This is a genomic window from Pseudoalteromonas sp. SWYJZ19 (assembly GCF_015864375.1).
Taxonomy (GTDB): Bacteria; Pseudomonadota; Gammaproteobacteria; order Enterobacterales; family Alteromonadaceae; genus Pseudoalteromonas; species Pseudoalteromonas arctica.
The window spans coordinates 20,921-38,482 of the sequence record NZ_JADYXI010000025.1; the positions used below are offsets into that span (position 1 = coordinate 20,921).

General features: G+C 37.2%; 15 protein-coding genes and 1 pseudogene. 11 read left to right on the plus strand and 5 right to left on the minus strand.

Going from position 1 to position 17,562, the window contains the following annotated elements; genetic code table 11:
- The first annotated feature begins 1 nt into the window (after position 1).
- The gene (locus tag I6F45_RS18735; protein WP_165728896.1) at positions 2–523 is read left to right on the plus strand and encodes a hypothetical protein; all 522 of its coding nucleotides are present in this window, start codon (positions 2–4) and stop codon (positions 521–523) included.
- Between the two features lie 72 nt (positions 524–595).
- Here the strand turns inward: I6F45_RS18735 and cysZ (I6F45_RS18740) are convergent, their stop codons facing one another.
- A complete protein-coding gene (cysZ, locus tag I6F45_RS18740) occupies positions 596–1,306 on the minus strand; it encodes a sulfate transporter CysZ (RefSeq protein ID WP_197119610.1) in 711 nt (236 codons plus the stop codon).
- 352 nt (positions 1,307–1,658) lie between these two features.
- Here cysZ (I6F45_RS18740) and I6F45_RS18745 point away from each other — a divergent pair, with 352 nt between their 5' ends.
- Together I6F45_RS18745 and I6F45_RS18750 are read left to right on the plus strand one after the other, a co-directional pair.
- A complete protein-coding gene (locus I6F45_RS18745; protein WP_011327756.1) occupies positions 1,659–2,012 on the plus strand; it encodes a YkgJ family cysteine cluster protein in 354 nt (117 codons plus the stop codon).
- Positions 2,013–2,569: 557 nt separating this feature from the next.
- Positions 2,570–4,129 (plus strand): BCCT family transporter, encoded by a 1,560-nt coding sequence (locus tag I6F45_RS18750; RefSeq protein ID WP_165728893.1) that lies wholly within the window; start codon positions 2,570–2,572, stop codon positions 4,127–4,129.
- Positions 4,130–4,897: 768 nt separating this feature from the next.
- Here I6F45_RS18750 and cysZ (I6F45_RS18755) read toward each other — a convergent pair.
- Positions 4,898–5,282, minus strand: a pseudogene (gene cysZ / locus I6F45_RS18755) (sulfate transporter CysZ); the annotation flags it as partial.
- Positions 5,283–6,010: 728 nt separating this feature from the next.
- On the opposite strand from cysZ (I6F45_RS18755), the gene I6F45_RS18760 reads away from it, so the two are divergent.
- The 7 genes from I6F45_RS18760 to speB all read left to right on the plus strand — a co-directional run bounded on the left by I6F45_RS18760 (position 6,011) and on the right by speB (position 14,378).
- Positions 6,011–8,275 carry a sensor domain-containing phosphodiesterase gene (locus tag I6F45_RS18760; protein ID WP_197161644.1) on the plus strand — a complete coding sequence of 755 codons (2,265 nt, stop codon included), beginning with the start codon at positions 6,011–6,013 and terminating at the stop codon, positions 8,273–8,275.
- A 187-nt stretch (positions 8,276–8,462) separates the two neighbouring features.
- Positions 8,463–8,924, plus strand: coding sequence for a GNAT family N-acetyltransferase (locus I6F45_RS18765; protein ID WP_165728892.1), 462 nt, complete (start codon positions 8,463–8,465; stop codon positions 8,922–8,924).
- 244 nt (positions 8,925–9,168) lie between these two features.
- On the plus strand, positions 9,169–10,038 hold the full coding sequence (locus I6F45_RS18770) for an MYG1 family protein (RefSeq protein WP_165741862.1): 870 nt from the start codon (positions 9,169–9,171) through the stop codon (positions 10,036–10,038).
- Between the two features lie 106 nt (positions 10,039–10,144).
- Positions 10,145–10,612: a hypothetical protein gene (locus I6F45_RS18775; protein ID WP_165741858.1), complete on the plus strand. Its 468-nt coding sequence runs from the start codon at positions 10,145–10,147 to the stop codon at positions 10,610–10,612.
- A gap of 21 nt (positions 10,613–10,633) precedes the next feature.
- Positions 10,634–10,864 (plus strand): hypothetical protein, encoded by a 231-nt coding sequence (locus I6F45_RS18780; protein ID WP_024611212.1) that lies wholly within the window; start codon positions 10,634–10,636, stop codon positions 10,862–10,864.
- Positions 10,865–11,537: 673 nt separating this feature from the next.
- Complete coding sequence (gene speA / locus I6F45_RS18785; protein WP_165728889.1) at positions 11,538–13,451, plus strand: biosynthetic arginine decarboxylase; 1,914 nt, start codon at positions 11,538–11,540, stop codon at positions 13,449–13,451.
- A gap of 3 nt (positions 13,452–13,454) precedes the next feature.
- Positions 13,455–14,378, plus strand: a complete 924-nt coding sequence (gene speB, locus I6F45_RS18790) for an agmatinase (protein ID WP_007583987.1) — start codon at positions 13,455–13,457, stop codon at positions 14,376–14,378.
- 55 nt (positions 14,379–14,433) lie between these two features.
- Here the strand turns inward: speB and I6F45_RS18795 are convergent, their stop codons facing one another.
- Genes I6F45_RS18795 through I6F45_RS18805 form a run of 3 tightly spaced genes read right to left on the minus strand, consistent with a single transcriptional unit; the run spans position 14,434 to position 16,960 of the window.
- Positions 14,434–14,832, minus strand: coding sequence for a DoxX-like family protein (locus tag I6F45_RS18795; protein ID WP_165728888.1), 399 nt, complete (start codon positions 14,830–14,832; stop codon positions 14,434–14,436).
- Positions 14,819–15,841, minus strand: coding sequence for a M48 family metallopeptidase (locus I6F45_RS18800; RefSeq protein ID WP_197161646.1), 1,023 nt, complete (start codon positions 15,839–15,841; stop codon positions 14,819–14,821). The genes I6F45_RS18795 and I6F45_RS18800 overlap by 14 nt, the downstream gene beginning before the upstream one ends.
- Before the next feature lie 9 nt (positions 15,842–15,850).
- The gene (locus I6F45_RS18805; RefSeq protein WP_007584000.1) at positions 15,851–16,960 is read right to left on the minus strand and encodes a YjgN family protein; all 1,110 of its coding nucleotides are present in this window, start codon (positions 16,958–16,960) and stop codon (positions 15,851–15,853) included.
- Positions 16,961–17,354: 394 nt separating this feature from the next.
- Here I6F45_RS18805 and I6F45_RS18810 point away from each other — a divergent pair, with 394 nt between their 5' ends.
- Complete coding sequence (locus tag I6F45_RS18810; RefSeq protein WP_008171772.1) at positions 17,355–17,558, plus strand: DUF1656 domain-containing protein; 204 nt, start codon at positions 17,355–17,357, stop codon at positions 17,556–17,558.
- Positions 17,559–17,562: the final 4 nt, after the last annotated feature.

The window sequence follows — 17,562 nt, forward strand, 5'->3', positions numbered from 1 at the left end:
TATGAAACTAGGGTTAAGTATTAAGTTTATTGTTGGTAGTAGTTTTTTAAGCTTACTAATAGCGTGTAGCGATACTAACAATGCACGTGAATGGTTACTAAAAAATGACAATTTATATTACAAAAATACAGCTATTGACTGGCGAGTTGAATCAGTAAAGGGCTGTAAGGCATGCGTTGTAAGCCAAGATGTTGTTTATCAGCCTGAAGGCATTAGTAGTTATAATACGTTAATGCAGAGTCAAAATTGGGTGGCGGTACATGAGTTAAGTAAAATCAATGTTATCCGTTTAAAGATGCCAGACCAAACACCTTACTTATTCGTAGAGCGTATAAAAGGGCGAACACTAAAGCTGTTTGATCAGCAGCAAAACTACAGTATAAAAATTGGTGAAGTTACAGCCGTTAATTTTAACAATCAGCGCTTTAGTATTTTGATTAAAAAATTTGAAGAAGTAGATAAACAAAGCGTCGCATTACCAAGGCGTGCATCGCTTGAGTTTATTGTTTTAAAAATAGATTAAAAAAGCACCTTAGGTGCTTTTTTATCTCGGGTGCGGTGTCCTTTGAATATTGAAAAGTCAGCAACCTCTTAATTAACTACGGTATTTTGGTCGATAATTATCGACCCACAAACGTGTTGCACCACACACAGCTACAGGCATAACTATTAAGTTTACAAAGGGTATAGCCGTTAATAACATAACAGCAAAACCAAACCCGTATGATAAACCTTGCTTAGATTTTAAATCGTCTTTCATCTGCTTAAAGCCAATTTTATGGTTATCAAACGCATAGTCTTCATACTGCACCGCGTACATCCAACAGGTAAACAAAACCCATAGTATTTGGCCAATGACAGGTAAAACCCAAAGTAGTATGAAAAAACCAATAGCGCGAGGAAGGTAATAACATAATTTTTTCCACTCACGGCCAAGCATTCTAGGCACATCTTTTAATAAATCGGCAAAGCCGTCATCATTAATTTTTTGACCCGTTAAATAAAGCTCAACTTTTTCGCTTAATAAAGCATTAAAGGGGGCTGCAATAAAATTAGTGATGACTGTAAAGAGCATACTATAGCTAAATAGCACGACTAATACTGCAATTGGCCACATTAGCCATTCAAGCCAGCTTAACCATTCTGGTAGCATGTTGTTAATGTAGCTAAAGCTATCACTTAACCATCCAAACAAGAAAAACAACGAACTACCAAACAGCAAAATATTAATTAAAAGCGGGATAAGTACAAAACGCTTTAACCCCTTTTGGCTAATTAATTTAAATCCTGAAAAAAAATATTCCATACCTTGTGTGATCTGCACTGTAACCTCAAAAAATATTCACCATTAGTGACAGTATAAATAGCTTAATAATTTTAAACAGTATTTTTAGGTAACAAAGTGTTTAAGTTAAGTAATAACAACGGCCAGTTTACTATTTTTTTCTCCCAGCTTAATAAGCGACAATTAGTTTACAAGCTTTATACATTGGCTCTATGGCGTAACCAGGCGCTAACTTACCTTGATTTTTTGGTAGTGCAAAGCGTACTATAGCTGATCTAGCCACTCTAGGCTTAGGCATCGTTTTGATGCATTGTGGAGAAATTAGTAAAGTTGCTGCGTCAGTGCGTTGCAAAAATAAAGGGTATAAATAGTGATGTACAAAAATCAGGAAGTAATTTTACGATTGCGCGCTAATATTCCAGCGTTTGAATGCGTAAAAGGATGCCACGACTGCTGCGGGCCAGTAACAACGTCTTCAGAGGAAATGTCGCGCTTACCGGTAAAAACAGATGCGGAGCATGAAGCGGCGTTAAACGAGTTCAATTGTGTGCATCTTGGCCCCAATGGCTGCACTGTATATGATGAGCGCCCATTAATTTGTCGCTTATTTGGTACTACGCCAAGAATGCCTTGCCCGAATGATCGTCGACCAGATGAGCCTGTTGACCCTAAAATTGAGCGCGAAGTACATCACTTTATAGCAAACACGCGTCAAGTATTAGTGTAAGTATCGTATTTATTAAAGTAATAGGCGCTTATTAAGCGCTTTTTTATGTGTGTTATACGCGTTGCTAATAATTTAAAAACTATCAATAAATTTACCCAAAATATTATCTTAGTTATTTTTACAAAAATACTATCAATACATATTAAATATATTGCGAGATTAATTATGCATTTACTATTAATATACTTAGCCTTATGTATCTTGTTCTATCGCTGTATTTTCCATCTCTTTATTTATATTGCTATTTCTGTTTTCCTAACCCCTTCAAAATTGTTGTTTTATATTTGTTTATTATTAAAAATAGCTGTAAGCAAGGCTTTACTATTGTGTAAATTCACTATTAATAATTAGAGTACCGTTGGATTAGGTGGCTGAAAAGGGTAAAATATTTACAAGTTGGCAGTTAAGATATTTGTTATGGCATTTTCTAAACTCGGAATAAAGTAAGATCGAAAGATAATTTAACCTTTTGATTCGCGTCGCTTCATTTCGTATTTAGGGTGGGTGTTGTGGTATGTCGCTATGTCGGTAACTAAAAATCCATCAAGAGACGATAAATGAGCACTACTGGAGTAACAAAACAACATGAGGATGAGCATTCATCTACAATAAAGTATTTGGTAGGGGTAGATATACCGGTATTTTTAATCAGTGGTGGCATTCTTGTGCTATTTGCTGTGCTAGCACTTTATGATATTGATTTGATGTCGAGTTGGATCAATACCGCCTTTGCTTTTTCTACTAAGACGTTTGGTGCCTTTTGGCAAATATTATTGCTTTCGACCTTTATAATTGGGTTGTTTTTAGCCTTTGGACGTACCGGAAAAGTGGTATTAGGTGGTTTAAAAAAGCCAGAGATTAACACCTTTAAGTGGATCAGCATTATTATGTGTACACTCCTTGCTGGTGGTGGGGTGTTTTGGGCTGCTGCTGAGCCCATGGCGCATTTTATTTCGCCGCCGCCAATTTTTGGTGGTGAGTCAGGGATTAAAGAGGCTGCATTTAATGCTTTAGCGCAAAGCTTTATGCATTGGGGGTTTTTAGCCTGGGCTATTTTAGGCAGCCTTACAGGCATAGTTTATATGCATTTACATTACGAAAAAGGTTTACCGCTTAAGCCACGTACTTTGTTGTATCCGGTATTTGGTGAGCGCGTAATGAAAGGCGCATTTGGTGCTATTGTCGATTCGTGTTGTGTTATAGCTGTAGTAGCAGGCACGGTAGGCCCTATTGGTTTTTTAGGGTTGCAAGTAAGTTTTGGTTTAGAAAAGCTATTTGGTATTCCAGATACTTACACCACTCAAGTGGCTATTTTATTTGGTTTAATTGCAATTTATACTCTATCTGCTGTAAGTGGCGTCACTAAAGGAATTCAATTACTCAGTCGCTTTAATGTAATTTTAGCCGTAGCGTTAATGCTGTTTATTTTGCTGATGGGGCCTACAGCTTTTATTTTTGATAGCTATATTCATTCGTTTGGGCTTTATATTAATAACTTTATTCCTATGGCCACTTTTCGTGCCGATACCGCCTGGTTAGACTGGTGGACGGTATTCTTTTGGGGCTGGTTTTTAGGTTATGGACCTTTAATGGCTATGTTTGTTGCACGAATTTCACGCGGCCGTACTATTCGCGAAATGATCACGCTTATCTCAATAATTGCTCCTGTTATTACTTGTTTTTGGTTTACGATAGTGGGTGGTTCAGGTATATTTTTTGAGTTAGCAAACCCGGGTGTTATTTCAGAACCCTTTGCGGGCTTAAATTTACCCGCTGCACTGTTGGCTATTACTGAGCAGCTGCCTATGGGCTTTGTTATATCGGTGTTGTTTTTAATTTTAACCACAATATTTGTAGCAACCACAGGTGACTCCATGACCTACTCGGTATCTATGGTAATGACGGGTAACGATCATCCGCAAACACCCGTTAGAGTGTTTTGGGGCATTATGATGGGGGTTATGGCAGCAATATTAATTTCGATAGGTTCAGGTGGTATTTCTGCACTGCAGTCGTTTATTGTAGTAACCGCCGTACCTGTATCATTTGTGTTGTTACCATCACTTTGGACTGCCCCACAAATTGCGAAAAAAATGGCTACTGAGCAAGGTTTATAAGCAATAGGTATTAAAGCTAAATAAAGGATTGATTGCCCAACGTGAGGTAATCAATCTTATTTATAGATTAGCGCCCCCTGCATCGAGTCTAGAGTGGTCGGGGTTTTCTACCAAGACCCCCATACCGAGATAATTTATTTTTAGCCAAATATCTTCGTCAATTCCGATCCCATGATTAACTGAGTAATTTTTGTTTTTTTCAATTTTTCAGCGCTAATCATATAACTGTTATCACTTTTAAGTGAGGTAGTTATACCAACCTGCATAAATATTTGATCAATTTAACGAATTAAATTGCACTATAACGTTGTTAAAAAATTTTTATTTAGAATAACTAGATACAAAAATTTTTGCCTAGTCCTAGCGTAATTTTCTTAACGTTAAATAGACCCCGTATATAAGCAGATTGGTATTAAATCGACCCTTGAACTACAAATAATGGTTAACGCTTGCTTGTCATCAGAGGTTATTAAGTTGGTTACACCGCGGCTATAGCTAGGGTAACGTCTACCTAAAACGCCCGTATAAAGTAATGCTAATACGACTAATCTGTATGTTCTTTTTATTATTTAGTGTACTTAATAGCGATAAGCCTAGCCCTAGAAGCAAAATAGGGGCGGGTATAAAAGCAGGATTAATCAATACTAAAATTGGCGTAGCAATAACCCCTAAGCCAAAACCAAGTAAACTTTGCAGTGCAGCAGCACCAGCAATAAGGGTTAAAGCAAGGATTAAAATTAAAGGCTCGGTGAGCATAATCACACAGCAAATAGGCATAACGATTAAGTTTATAAATGGTATAGCGGTTAATAACATAACAGCAAAACCAAATCCGTACGATACACCTTGCTTAGCTTTTAAATCGTCTTTCATCTGCTTAAAGTCAATTTTATGGTTATCAAACGCATAGTCTTCGTATTGCACCGCACACATCCAACACGTAAATAAACCCCATAATACTTGACCAATAAAACCCAAAGTAATATAAAAAATCCAATAGTGCATAGAGGGTAGTAGCACAGCTTTGCCCACTCACGGGCAAGCATTCCAGGTACATCTTTAACTAATTCAGAAAAGCCATATCGCTAATTATTTGGCCCGTTAAATAAAGCTCAACTTTTTCGCTTAATAAAGCATTGAATGGGGCTGTAATACCAACCTGCATAAATCTTTGATCAATTTAACGAATCAAATTGCACTACAACGTCGTTAAAAATTTTTTATTTAGAACAACTAGATACAAAAATTTTTGCCTAGTTCTAGCGTAATTTTCTTAACGTTAAATAGACCCCATATATAAGCAGATTGGTATAATAAAATTAGTGATTATAGTAAATAGCATGCTGTAGCCAAATAATACGACCAAACTGCGATTGGCCACATTAACCACTCAAGCCAGCTTAATCACTCGGGTAGTATGTTATTTATGTAGCTAAAACAGTCGCTTGACCAGAAAAATAAAAAACAACGAGCTACCAAATAGTAAAATATTAATTAAAAGCGGGATAAGCACAAAACGCTTTAACCCTTTTTGGCTAATTAATTTAAATCCCGAAAAAAATATTCCATACCTTGTATGATCTGCACAGCTACCTCAAAAAATATTTTCCATTTGCACTTGTATAAATAGCTGAGTAATTTTAAACAGTATTTTTAGGTAACAAAGTGTTAGCTTTAATGTTGCTATTTTGGTTATATGGTAACTACAGATGTTTAGTAATATGCAATTATGATTGATCAAAATAGGCCAGATTAGTTTTTTATTAATAAAATAATAAACTTACTAATCATGACTATACTGAACTTTACTACATAGTAAAAAAAGCATCTGCTTGAGGCTTTTGTTGTATCAATATGTATAAATAATGCGAGCAAGTGAAAATGGGTACGGACAGGTTAAAAAAGTTATTATCTCACCAGCAAGGCATTTTATCTAAAATTGCATTAGGGGCACCTTTAAATGAGGTGCTTACTGAAATTTGTTTATCGATAGAAAAAATTATGGATGATGAATCTGCTAGGTGTTCCATTTTATCAGCTAAAGGCGAGCAGCTTTTTCATTGTGCAGCCCCTAATATTCATCCAGAGTACTGTGGTTTGCTTAATGGAGTTTACATAGGGCCAAAAGTGGGTTCATGTGGTACTGCTGCATTTTCGAAATCGCGCATAATTGTAGAAAATATTGAAACTTCACCACTGTGGGTGGATTTTAAAGACTTAGCGTTAAAGTTTGATCTTAAGTCATGTTGGTCAACGCCTATTATGTCAACTCAAGCTGATTTGTTAGGCACCTTTGCTATCTATCACAGCAGCCCTAAAGCCCCATCAGAGCAAGAGTTAGAATTAATAGATTTTTTTGTACACTTTTCAAGTATTGCTCTTGAGAAAAGTAACGAATTTGAGAAGGCAAAACAGCTTGTCGCTAATTTACAGCACAGTAATGAAAAATTTAAAGCCTTTACCAAAGTAATGCCCGATCTCATCCTCATTTTAAGTGAAGACGGCATATATACCGATGTTTATGGTACTTCTAATGAGTTACTGCTTGATTCGACCATGGATATTATTGGTCAAAATGTTAAAGACTTACTTCCTCAAAAAGATGCGCAAATGATAATGGGAGTCATTGCAAAAACGTTGTCGACTAACGATATGCAAATATTTGAATATGAATTAGATGTCCCGAAGGGGAATATAGTTTTTGAAGGACGAGCCGCTGCCTTAGATCATTACCACCCTGAGAACCCGACAAAACGGCATATTGTATGGATGGCCAGGGATATTTCAATAAGGAAAAAAGCAGAACAAGAAGTCCATAAGCTTGCATTTTATGACCCACTCACCAATTTGCCAAATAGAAGAATGCTTAGCGATAGGTTAAACACGTGCGTAGAGAGCATCAAAAGTATAAAAAATATTGGAGCTTTGTTGTTTTTAGATTTAGATAACTTTAAGCGTATTAATGATTCGTTGGGGCACAGTGCTGGAGACGAAGTGCTTGTAGAGCTATCAAAAAGATTAAACGCCATAATAAAAAGCTCAGACACGTTAGCTAGAGCCGGTGGCGATGAGTTTATTATTTTACTTGAAGACATAGGTGAAAATACAAAGCAGGCAATTTATGAATGCGAATCCGTGGCAAAAAAAATCCAGAGCGTGTTTCATGATAATTTTGAAGTAGGCGAACTTGCCTTTCAAGTAAGTTGCAGCATAGGTATTTGCCTAATTGACAGCGTAAACGCACAAACTGACAATATATTAAAGTTTGCCGACACTGCTATGTATCGCTCTAAAAAGAAAGGCGGAAACAGCAGTAGCTTTTACGATCCAGCGTCGCAAACACTGCTTGAAAAGCAAACCGAGCTTGAAACCGACATTGTTAGAGCTATTGCTTCTGATGAATTTTGTGCTTATTTTCAGCCACAAGTTAATACTTGCGGAGATATTATTGGAGCTGAAGCGCTAATTAGATGGAACCATCCGCAAAGAGGCCTTATAGCGCCAAATGAATTTATACCTATAGCTGAGCAGTACGGACTTATACAAAAACTACAAAATGCAGTATTACGCGATATATGTATTTTAATTAATGAACTTAAAGAAGCCAGCGCTATTGACGATTCGTTCTGTGTTTCAATTAATATTAGCCAAAGTCAGTTTAATTCATCAAATTTAAAAAAGGAGCTGTTTAGTACTATAAGCGAGTTTGATATTCGAGCTTCACAAATTAAGTTAGAAATAACCGAGTCAATGCTCTCAAACGATATAGAATATACAATTAAACAAATGAAAGAGCTTATTGCTGCAGGCTTTTTGTTTTCGATTGATGATTTTGGAACTGGGTATTCTTGCTTAGCTTATTTAAGTGCGTTTCCTGTTAAAGAACTAAAAATAGATAAGAGCTTCATTGATAAAATTTTAGACAATGAGATTGGTTTTAATATCGCGAAAACAATTATCAGCTTAGGGAAAAGCTTAAACTTAGCGGTAGTGGCAGAAGGTGTAGAGACCGCTGAGCAGTACAATTTACTTAAAAAAATGAATATTGATTCGATGCAAGGTTACTTAATCGCAAAACCAATGGATAAGGAGCGCTATTTAAAATGGCATAACGCTAAAAATAAGCCTCACGATCTAATTACTTAAAGCTCAACGCAATTTAATAACAATAATCTAACTGCTCATTTTGGTACTGGATTATTTATTGCTCTTAGTGATGAAATTTCACAATGCAGTCTCCCCTAAAGATTTTTTTGTTAAACAGTGCTAAGCTACGTCCGCTTAAATATATTATTTAAAGCTTAATAAACTTATAACAATGAATGGAAGCTTTATGCAGTTAGTTGATTTGAATCCAAGTGATCCCGATGTAGTTAACGTATTTGACGATATAGACCGACTTATAAATTCGTTGTACCCTGTTGCAACAGCTCAGTCTCTTGAGTTAGACGAATTAACCTCACCTAATGTATATGCTATTGGTTTAAAAACCGAAGAGGGAATTATTGCCTGCGGTGCGATTGTCGAGAAATTTGATACTCAACCTTATGGCGAAATAAGACGTTTATACGTTAAACCAAGCCATCGTGGTAAAGGGCTATCGAGACGTATTATGCAAATTTTATTGCATCAAGCTGGTGAAAAGCAAATCCCGTTAATACGTTTAGAAACAGGCCCAAAGCAAATAAAATCTATCAGTTTATATGAAAATTTAGGCTTTAAACGTTGTGGCAGCTTTGGCTCATATGTCGATAATCCACAAAGTGTATTTATGGAACTAGGGCTTAGCCAATAAGTTAACTAGCTCTGCGGCATGTTAAAGTTTAACGTGTCGTAAATACCCTTTCCTGCAATCACCCATTATTACCTTGCAATAAACGCTATACTTAAAACTAATAACTATAAAAACTCCTTTTATAGCTAAGCAAAAAATACTTCACTGTTTTTAACACCTGTCTTCGTATAAAATCTGTCTCGATAATTAGTAATTAACTTACAAAGCGAGAATTTTTATCTTTTCTAATAGTAGCGATAAACCAATGAGCGAAATAACAGTAGTAACCCACAATGGTAATTTTCATGCAGACGACGTTTTTAGTATTGCGGTACTTAAACATATTTTGCCAGCGTTTAAGCTTGTTCGTACTCGCGATAAAGCGCTTATAGAAAGTGCTGATATTGTTGTTGATGTAGGCGGCGAATATAACCCAGATACAGGTCGATTTGATCATCATCAACGCGGTGGTGCGGGTGAGCGTGAAAATGGCACTCCTTATTCATCATTTGGTTTAATTTGGAAAAAGTACGGTTTAACGCTTTGTAATGATAATCAAGCAGTAGCAGATAGAGTTGACTCTGGCCTGGTATCGACTATTGATGCCATTGACTGCGGTTACGTAAAAGGTGTGGTTGAGGGCATAACGCTGAGTCAAACAATTTCAATGTTTAACCCTACATGGGAAGAAGAAAGTAACTTTGATGCCTGTTTTGATGAAGCTGTTGAATTTGCAGCGCGTATGCTCGTTCGTTTTATCGCTTCAGCTCACGGTAGTGTTAATGCAAAAGAAATTGTTGCCAAAGCAATTGAAAATGCAGACGATGCCAGAGTAATCGTGCTTGAAAAGTACACACCGTGGAAAAAAACAGTCCATATTTTATCAAGTGACGCACTATACATGGTTTATCCGTCTCACTCAGGGCAGTGGATATTACAAACGGTGCCTGTTGAGCCTGGGTCGTTTGAAGATAAAAAATCGCTTCCTAAAGCGTGGTCTGGCTTATCTGATCAAGCGTTTGTAGATGAAACAGGTATTGATGATGCCGTGTTCTGTCACAATGGTTTATTTATAGCGGGTACTAAATCGTTTGAAAGCACAATGAAGCTTGCCACAATGGCGCTTGCTGAATAAGAGCTAAAAATAATACCTAAATAAAATTTTGAGATAGATACTTGCTTGTAAAATGATTAATTACGGTAGTATCTATTCTCAATTTTATGTTTGTAAAGGGAATTGGATGGAAATAGAATCTGCATTAAAAGAAATACGAATGGTTTTAAAAAGCCATATTACCGAGCTTACTGCTGCGTTTGAATCCATCTATAAAATGGGTATACCCGATGAGGCAGATAAAATTGTAATCTGGATCCCTCTGGGTAGTCCTTACAACCTGTCGTTTACTTACATGACAAATGATGCAAATGAAATTTATAAACCAGGAATGGATTTTGGCGCACTTGCTGTTCTAGATGAACCTTTAGAAAGCTTGATTGACAACTACATGGATTCTGAATTTTACAAAGATATATCAAGAGCTACAGATATTGAAGTTGCATCGTGGTTATATACAGCACTAGAGTCATCATCGTTTAAAGGCGTTAGCTTACATAAGGCTATGGCAATTAATAATGTGTGTGCATATTTTGATTTGAAAACGTTAACTTTAATAGACGATTCAGATATGTGGTCGGAATATCAATCTTAAGCAATAGAGTTAATTAATATTATGCCAAAGCTTACTCATAATGAAATCACCCTTGAGCTTCCTGAAAGCCGATTTTTTGAAGATATGTTTGGGGTAGACTACCCAGGTTATCTCCCTTATTGGCTTGCCTATATGAGCCCAAAAGAGAGGCAAGCGTACCTCTTAGCTACAAAGTCAGAGTATATGGATATAGTTGATGAGATGTATAACGAAAGCTTTAATTGGCAAGAATGGTTACCTTACCCTTATTAAAACGTCACAAAATCCCGCACGCTAATTATCTATTTACTGTAATAAGATGCTCTAAAGTTTTAATTTGAATACCTAACTAGCGCTTTTTTCAAATAAGGAAAAAGATGAACATTTCATGTCTTGTGATTATTTTTGCATGTATAGCAGCTAGCTATCTTTTTTTTGCGTTTTTTATTTATAGGCTACCAAAACCCCAGCAGCAAAAATGTATTGAAGGTGAAATTGTATTTATTTTTATTGATATGAATACTCACTATAAGTATTGATGAACGGTTATGTTTTTTTAGATTGACGTTGAACGTTTTAGGGGGACAAATTTACCCATATATTAAAAAAATATATATGTATTACTTAACCACAATAAACTGGCTGAACAGCCAGAAATATCGGGCGAAGAGGTTGCACGTCCTTAATTTATTCGGGCAGCTCATTTTTGCTAATAAAATTTATAATAAGTGATTTTAAAATTGTCACTTTTACAACTTTCCTTATCTTTAATAGTCATCAACGCCATATTTTATATACGCTAGAGAGCAATACGTGATTGGTCGTTTTATCAATATTAAAAATCACTCGTTACGAGTAAAAATACTTGTTGGACTTGAATGTCTATTTTTCTTTTAATGCGCGGCACTAGCCGAGTCGGCATTAATTAAATAAAAGAGAAAGATAAATGAAAGAAACAACATCACTAGAACAAGCTCGTACGAGCTACAATGTTCGTCATTGGAGCCAAGGTTTTTTTGGTATTAATGATCAAGGTGATGTGTATGTTGCACCCAAGGCTCATGCACCAGAGCAAACCATTGCATTAACAGATATCGCAAAGCAACTACAAGAGAAAGGTTTAAGCTTACCTGCTTTAGTTCGTTTTCCGCAAATTTTACACCATCGTGTACACAGCTTATGCGGCGCATTCAATACTGCGATTGAAAACTATGGTTACCCTAAAGACTACCTATTAGTTTACCCAATAAAAGTAAACCAACAACGTGAAGTGGTTGAAGAAATAGTAGCAAGCCAAGCACAAGTAGAAAAAAAGCAACTTGGTTTAGAAGCAGGCAGCAAGCCTGAACTACTTACGGTACTAGCACTGGCTGAAAAAACCAGCGCGGTTATTGTATGTAACGGCTACAAAGATAAAGAATACGTACGTTTAGCACTTATTGGCGAAAAGCTAGGTCATAAAGTGTATATCGTACTTGAAAAGCTTTCTGAGCTAGACATGGTACTTAGCCAAGCAAAAGAGCTTAACGTAAAACCACGCATTGGTATTCGTGTACGTTTAGCATCGCAAGGTAAAGGTAAATGGCAAGCGAGTGGCGGCGAAAAATCAAAATTTGGTCTATCTGCATCGCAAGTTTTGCATGTAGTTAATCGTTTAAAAGACGCAAACCAGCTTGATTTACTTCAGCTAGTACATTTTCACTTAGGGTCACAAATGGCGAACATTCGTGACGTACGTTTAGGTGTAAGCGAAGCGGCGCGTTTTTACTGTGAGCTACGTAAGTTAGGCGCAGAAATTGATTGCCTTGATGTAGGTGGTGGATTAGCTGTTGATTACGACGGCACACGTAGCCAATCGCATAACTCTATGAATTACAGCTTAGCTGAATATGCAAATAACATTGTGTACACCATTGGTGATACATGTAAGCAATATGAGCAACCAATGCCGACTATTATTTCTGAGTCGGGTCGTGCGCTTACAGCGCATCATGCTGTGCTTATTTCTAATGTTATTGGTACTGAAAGTTACACGCCAGAAGAGTTAGTAGCGCCAGCGGCAGATGCACCACTTTTATTAAAAAACATGTGGGCATCGTTTGTGCAATTAACTGATTTAACGGATGACCGTGCATTAATTGAAATTTATCACGACAGCCAAGGTGATTTAGCTGAAGCGCATAACCAATTTGCACTCGGTTTATTAGACTTAGCGCAGCGTGCGTGGGCTGAACAAATTAATATTCGTATTTGTTATGAACTTAACAAGCACATGGATAACAAAAACCGTTTTCATCGTCCTATTATTGACGAGTTAAACGTACGTTTAGCCGATAAGTTTTTTGTAAACTTTTCGTTATTTCAATCGCTTCCAGATGCATGGGGCATTGATCAAGTGTTTCCGGTATTGCCATTAAGTGGCTTAACTGAAGCACCAAAAAAACGTGCTGTATTACTTGATATAACCTGTGATTCAGACGGTGCACTTGAGCATTACGTAGATGGACAAGGCATTGAAAGCACACTACCTGTACCAGAGTTTAGCGCTGATAAACCTTATTTAATGGGCTTTTTCTTGGTGGGTGCTTATCAAGAAATTCTAGGTGACATGCATAACTTGTTTGGCGATACGCACAGCGCAATTGTTAATATGGATGAGCAAGGCGTTGCAAGTATTACCGAGATAAACCAAGGCGACACTGTTGCCGATATGATGCGCTATGTACATTTAGATGTTGAAAGTTTTCAGCAATCATACGAGCAGTTAGTAAGCACTAAAATTGAAAAACACGAACAGCAAAGCGTTTTAGACGAGTTGCAAAGCGGCCTTGATGGCTACACTTATTTAGAAGAGTTATAAGCAATGTCGACTTTGTTTGGTCACGCAGATCACTCATTGTACTCAAATGGGATGACGTTTTTGCGTCGTCCTATGGTGCAAAATATTAATGCAATTGATGCAGACGTAGTCGTTTTAGGCTTACCGTTTGATTTAGCGACATCGGGTCGCCCTGGTGCACGTTTAGGTCCGGATGCGATTCGTCGTGCGTCGGTTCATTTAGCATGGGAAGACACTAAGTACCCGTGGACGTTCCCGTTATTTGAGCGTTTAAAAGTGGCAGACGCAGGGGACTTTACTTACCCTGTTGGCGATCCTGAGTATTTTACTGCGCAACTAGAAATGGCTGCTGAGCAAATACTTCGCCAAGGTAAAACGCTATTAGGTTTAGGGGGCGATCACTTTGTGACGCTTCCGCTATTACGCGCTCATGCAAAAATACATGGCAAAATGGCGTTAGTGCACTTTGATGCGCACACCGATACCTATAGCAATGGCTCGCGTTTTGATCACGGCACTATGTTTTATCATGCACCAATGGAAGGGCTGATTGATGTTGAGCACAGTATACAAATAGGTATTCGTACCGACTTTGATCAAAGTAAACATGAGTTTGCTGTGATTGATGCAATGCAAGCCAACGATTTACATGCAAATGATATTGCAGCGCAAATACTTGAACGAGTAGGTGACCTACCTGTTTACTTAACGTTTGATATAGATTGTTTAGACCCTGCGTTTGCGCCTGGTACAGGCACTCCTGTGTGCGGTGGTTTAACGTCAGATAAAGTACTTAAAGTACTGCGTGCGCTAAAAGGCATAAACATGGTAGGTATGGATGTGGTAGAAGTATCACCTTCGTACGACCAAAGTGAGCTTACCGCAATTGCCGCAGCAACCATTGCGAGCGAATTACTGCATTTGTGGACGCATAAAAATAAGTACTAATTTTACAAATTAAATACTACAAAAAAGGGTATGCGCTTGCATACCCTTTTTTTACTTAGAGGTATCGATTATTCAGCAGCTTAATTTCCTTTAACCAAATAACGCTTAGCCCAATAAGAGGCAGGTTAGTAGTTACAGGGTTAAATGCTTCAATAAGCAATTGTTGCTGCACTGCAACTACAGCGAGTAGAAGGCCAATTAATGCTAAAATATTTAAAATTACTAAGTGTTTATTTTTATAAAACACAAATAAACACAATCCAAATATAATTTCGCCAAAACCCGCCGAACGTGTAATTAAGTCAGACACTTCTGCTGAAAAACCAGCACTGCCAGTCATTAATTTTTCAAGTGGTGCAATATGATAAAGCTTTGGAAAAAAGCCATGATATATCCAACTTAAACTCACTATGTAACGAGCAAGTTGAATATAACCGCGATTATTTCCTAGCATTATTAATACGCTCTTGTGCACTTGGGTGGCTAGATAAATACTCTAAAAAGTCATTTACTTTTTCGAGGTGCTCGTTTTCGCTGGTATGGCTTTCTTGCAGCGCTTCTATTGCATCAGCAAAATCATTACTCGAATACCCAAGCGACTCTAATTGAATGAGTGCAAAGGTATCTGCCTCGCGTTCCATATCTCGTGAAAACCCTTGCTGAGCAAACGATGCACCCGTACCTAATGCAACCTCTGCAACCCCTTCTAAATCACCAAATACAACCGCTAGCACAATCGTACTTGCGGCAGATTGTGCTGTAATACGTACGCTATGCTGGTGGACTACATGGCCCATCTCGTGTAGCAATACCGCTTTTAGTGCATTGGGTTTATCGGCAAGTAAATTTGCTAAATCATCTGTGACCACGATACGACCATGGGGTAGTGCAAACGCGTTAGCACCAAAGCTGTCTGATTTATAAAACGATAATCTATAAACCGATTGATCAAGCGATAACGCATTAAGCATACTTGTAAAATGCGCTTGTACTTTAGCTTGTTGCTCTGCGGGCAGCTCGCTTGGGTCAAGCGCAATCTTTTTAATTAGTGTAAAGCTTTGCTCCCCCATTTGTTCCACAACATTTCGTGGCAAGGTATCAACACTGTAAACAGCAATGGCCGGTACCGCTTTATAAAGTACTAACCACATAAAAAGCGGTGTAAATATGACTGCAGCTAAAATTGCCCATTTACTTTTTTCAAGGCGCTCCATTATGTGATGGTTATTTTCTTTAAATGGCCATCTGTAACTTACATTTTGAGGAATAAAACGACTGCCATCTTCAAAGTTTAGTTCGTCGGCAAGTCCTGCCATCCCCGAACTTAATTTTAGACTTGAGATTGCGTGGCGAGCTATAACGTGTTCATCGTTGATAACTTCAATGTGTGTGTCGCTAATAGTTGCAACACACACTTGATAGTTACTCGATGCGATGGGGAAAAAATGTCCCTTTACATGCATAGTGAGCTCTTAAGTTAGAGAAAGGTCAATATCAAATACGTTTGCAGCTTCCTCAGCAAATGATGATTGCTGTTCTTGCGCGGTATCAATTAGGTTTAATGCACCAGGATAAATAGTGACGTTAGTTACATCAGCGAGCATTTTTGATGTACGTACTTTTGTCCATGGGTATGCAAGGCCTAAAGAAAATACAATAGCCAACATATTAGTTAATAGTAAAACAGCGAAAGGAATTGGTTTTAGCTCTGATTTAAATGTAGCAACGCCTTCAAAATAGCTGTTATCAAAAATGTGATTTCTAATAGCGGCGTGCCATACAGCAGAAACAATGGCAATCATTAGCACATAGGCAATCATCATAAAGATAGGAAGCATAACCATAGCTGCAGAGTTTTCTAAATTTTGTTGATTTTCAATATCTACTAAGTTGAGGCCAAATAATCCTAAAATCCCCATAAATACCACCATGGTGATAGAGCTCACTACAAAGCAAATAAGCGCTGTTAAGTAATAGGTTTCGCCTTTTAGATTTACAGTAAGCGGTTTGTCGCCATAACTAATATTGCTATGGATATAGCTATCAATACGTTTTATAACGTAAGGCATTAATAAATAAAGCGTAAATATGCTGGCAATAGGTAAAAGTATAAAGTTAACAAAGGCTTCGCCATAGCTGCCTTTAAAAGCAAAGCGAACATTACGATGGCGGGTCATACGCAGATTAAAACGTAAACCTTGGTTAATAATCCATGGCATTAAAAAGATAAAACCAAGAGCAATAAACAGGCCTAAAATAGGCATAAAGCTAATAGAAAATGTATAAATAAAAAATACAATAACCGCTAAAATCCGACCTTTTAAAATTTGTATTGGCGTTGCTAGGTAGTCAAAGCTATGACCATCTATACGGGTGTGGCCGTAAAAATAGCGATGCGTACGTACTTTAGCCCACGCTGAGTATATGCCAAGCGTAATAACGCTAAGTAATATATTTACAATCCAAATTCCAAAAAACTCACCGCCTTTACCACTAAACTGCACTTTTCCGCTAAAAATTGGTTCAGCAGGCTCATTTATTGGTGGGGTTGTTTCAGATGGGGTAGGGTGTATTGATTCCATTAAAATTATATCCATGTTGTTTTTTTGTTAATTTACCCATTTTTAGTGCAAAATTCAATGTTTATAATTATCTCACCCTTCTGTAAACAGCCATAAATAGGCGTTTTAAGTATTGAGTTAAATACTCTAATACTTTTTTATAAATAAACCTCGCTGGTTTTATTTATTTGGCTGGTAACTGGGATCTTTAGCTTTTTAATATGCGATTTAGCTACTATACATAGTTAATGCTGCTTAAATGTAATGGCATTAATTATGTATTAAGCACACCTACGTACAATTAAGCTAATTGATTTATATGCCAAAATAATAGATTGTAAGAGTAGTGAGGATGTAAATTTATTTAGGTTTTACAGCTTTTATCACCGCTTTAAATAACATTAGGATATTTATTATGTTTCAAGCAGTCGTGTTAGGGGGATTAGAGTTTAGCCCGCTGATTGTTTACTTCCCAATTGCGTTTATTTTAACAGCGCTGACTCGTTTTGCTTTGCATCGACTAGATTGGCATGACCGTATTTGGAAAGTGGCTTGGTTTGAAGTGTCACTATTTGTTTGTTACTTGGCACTGGCCGTCTATTTACTAAGTGGAAGATAAATTG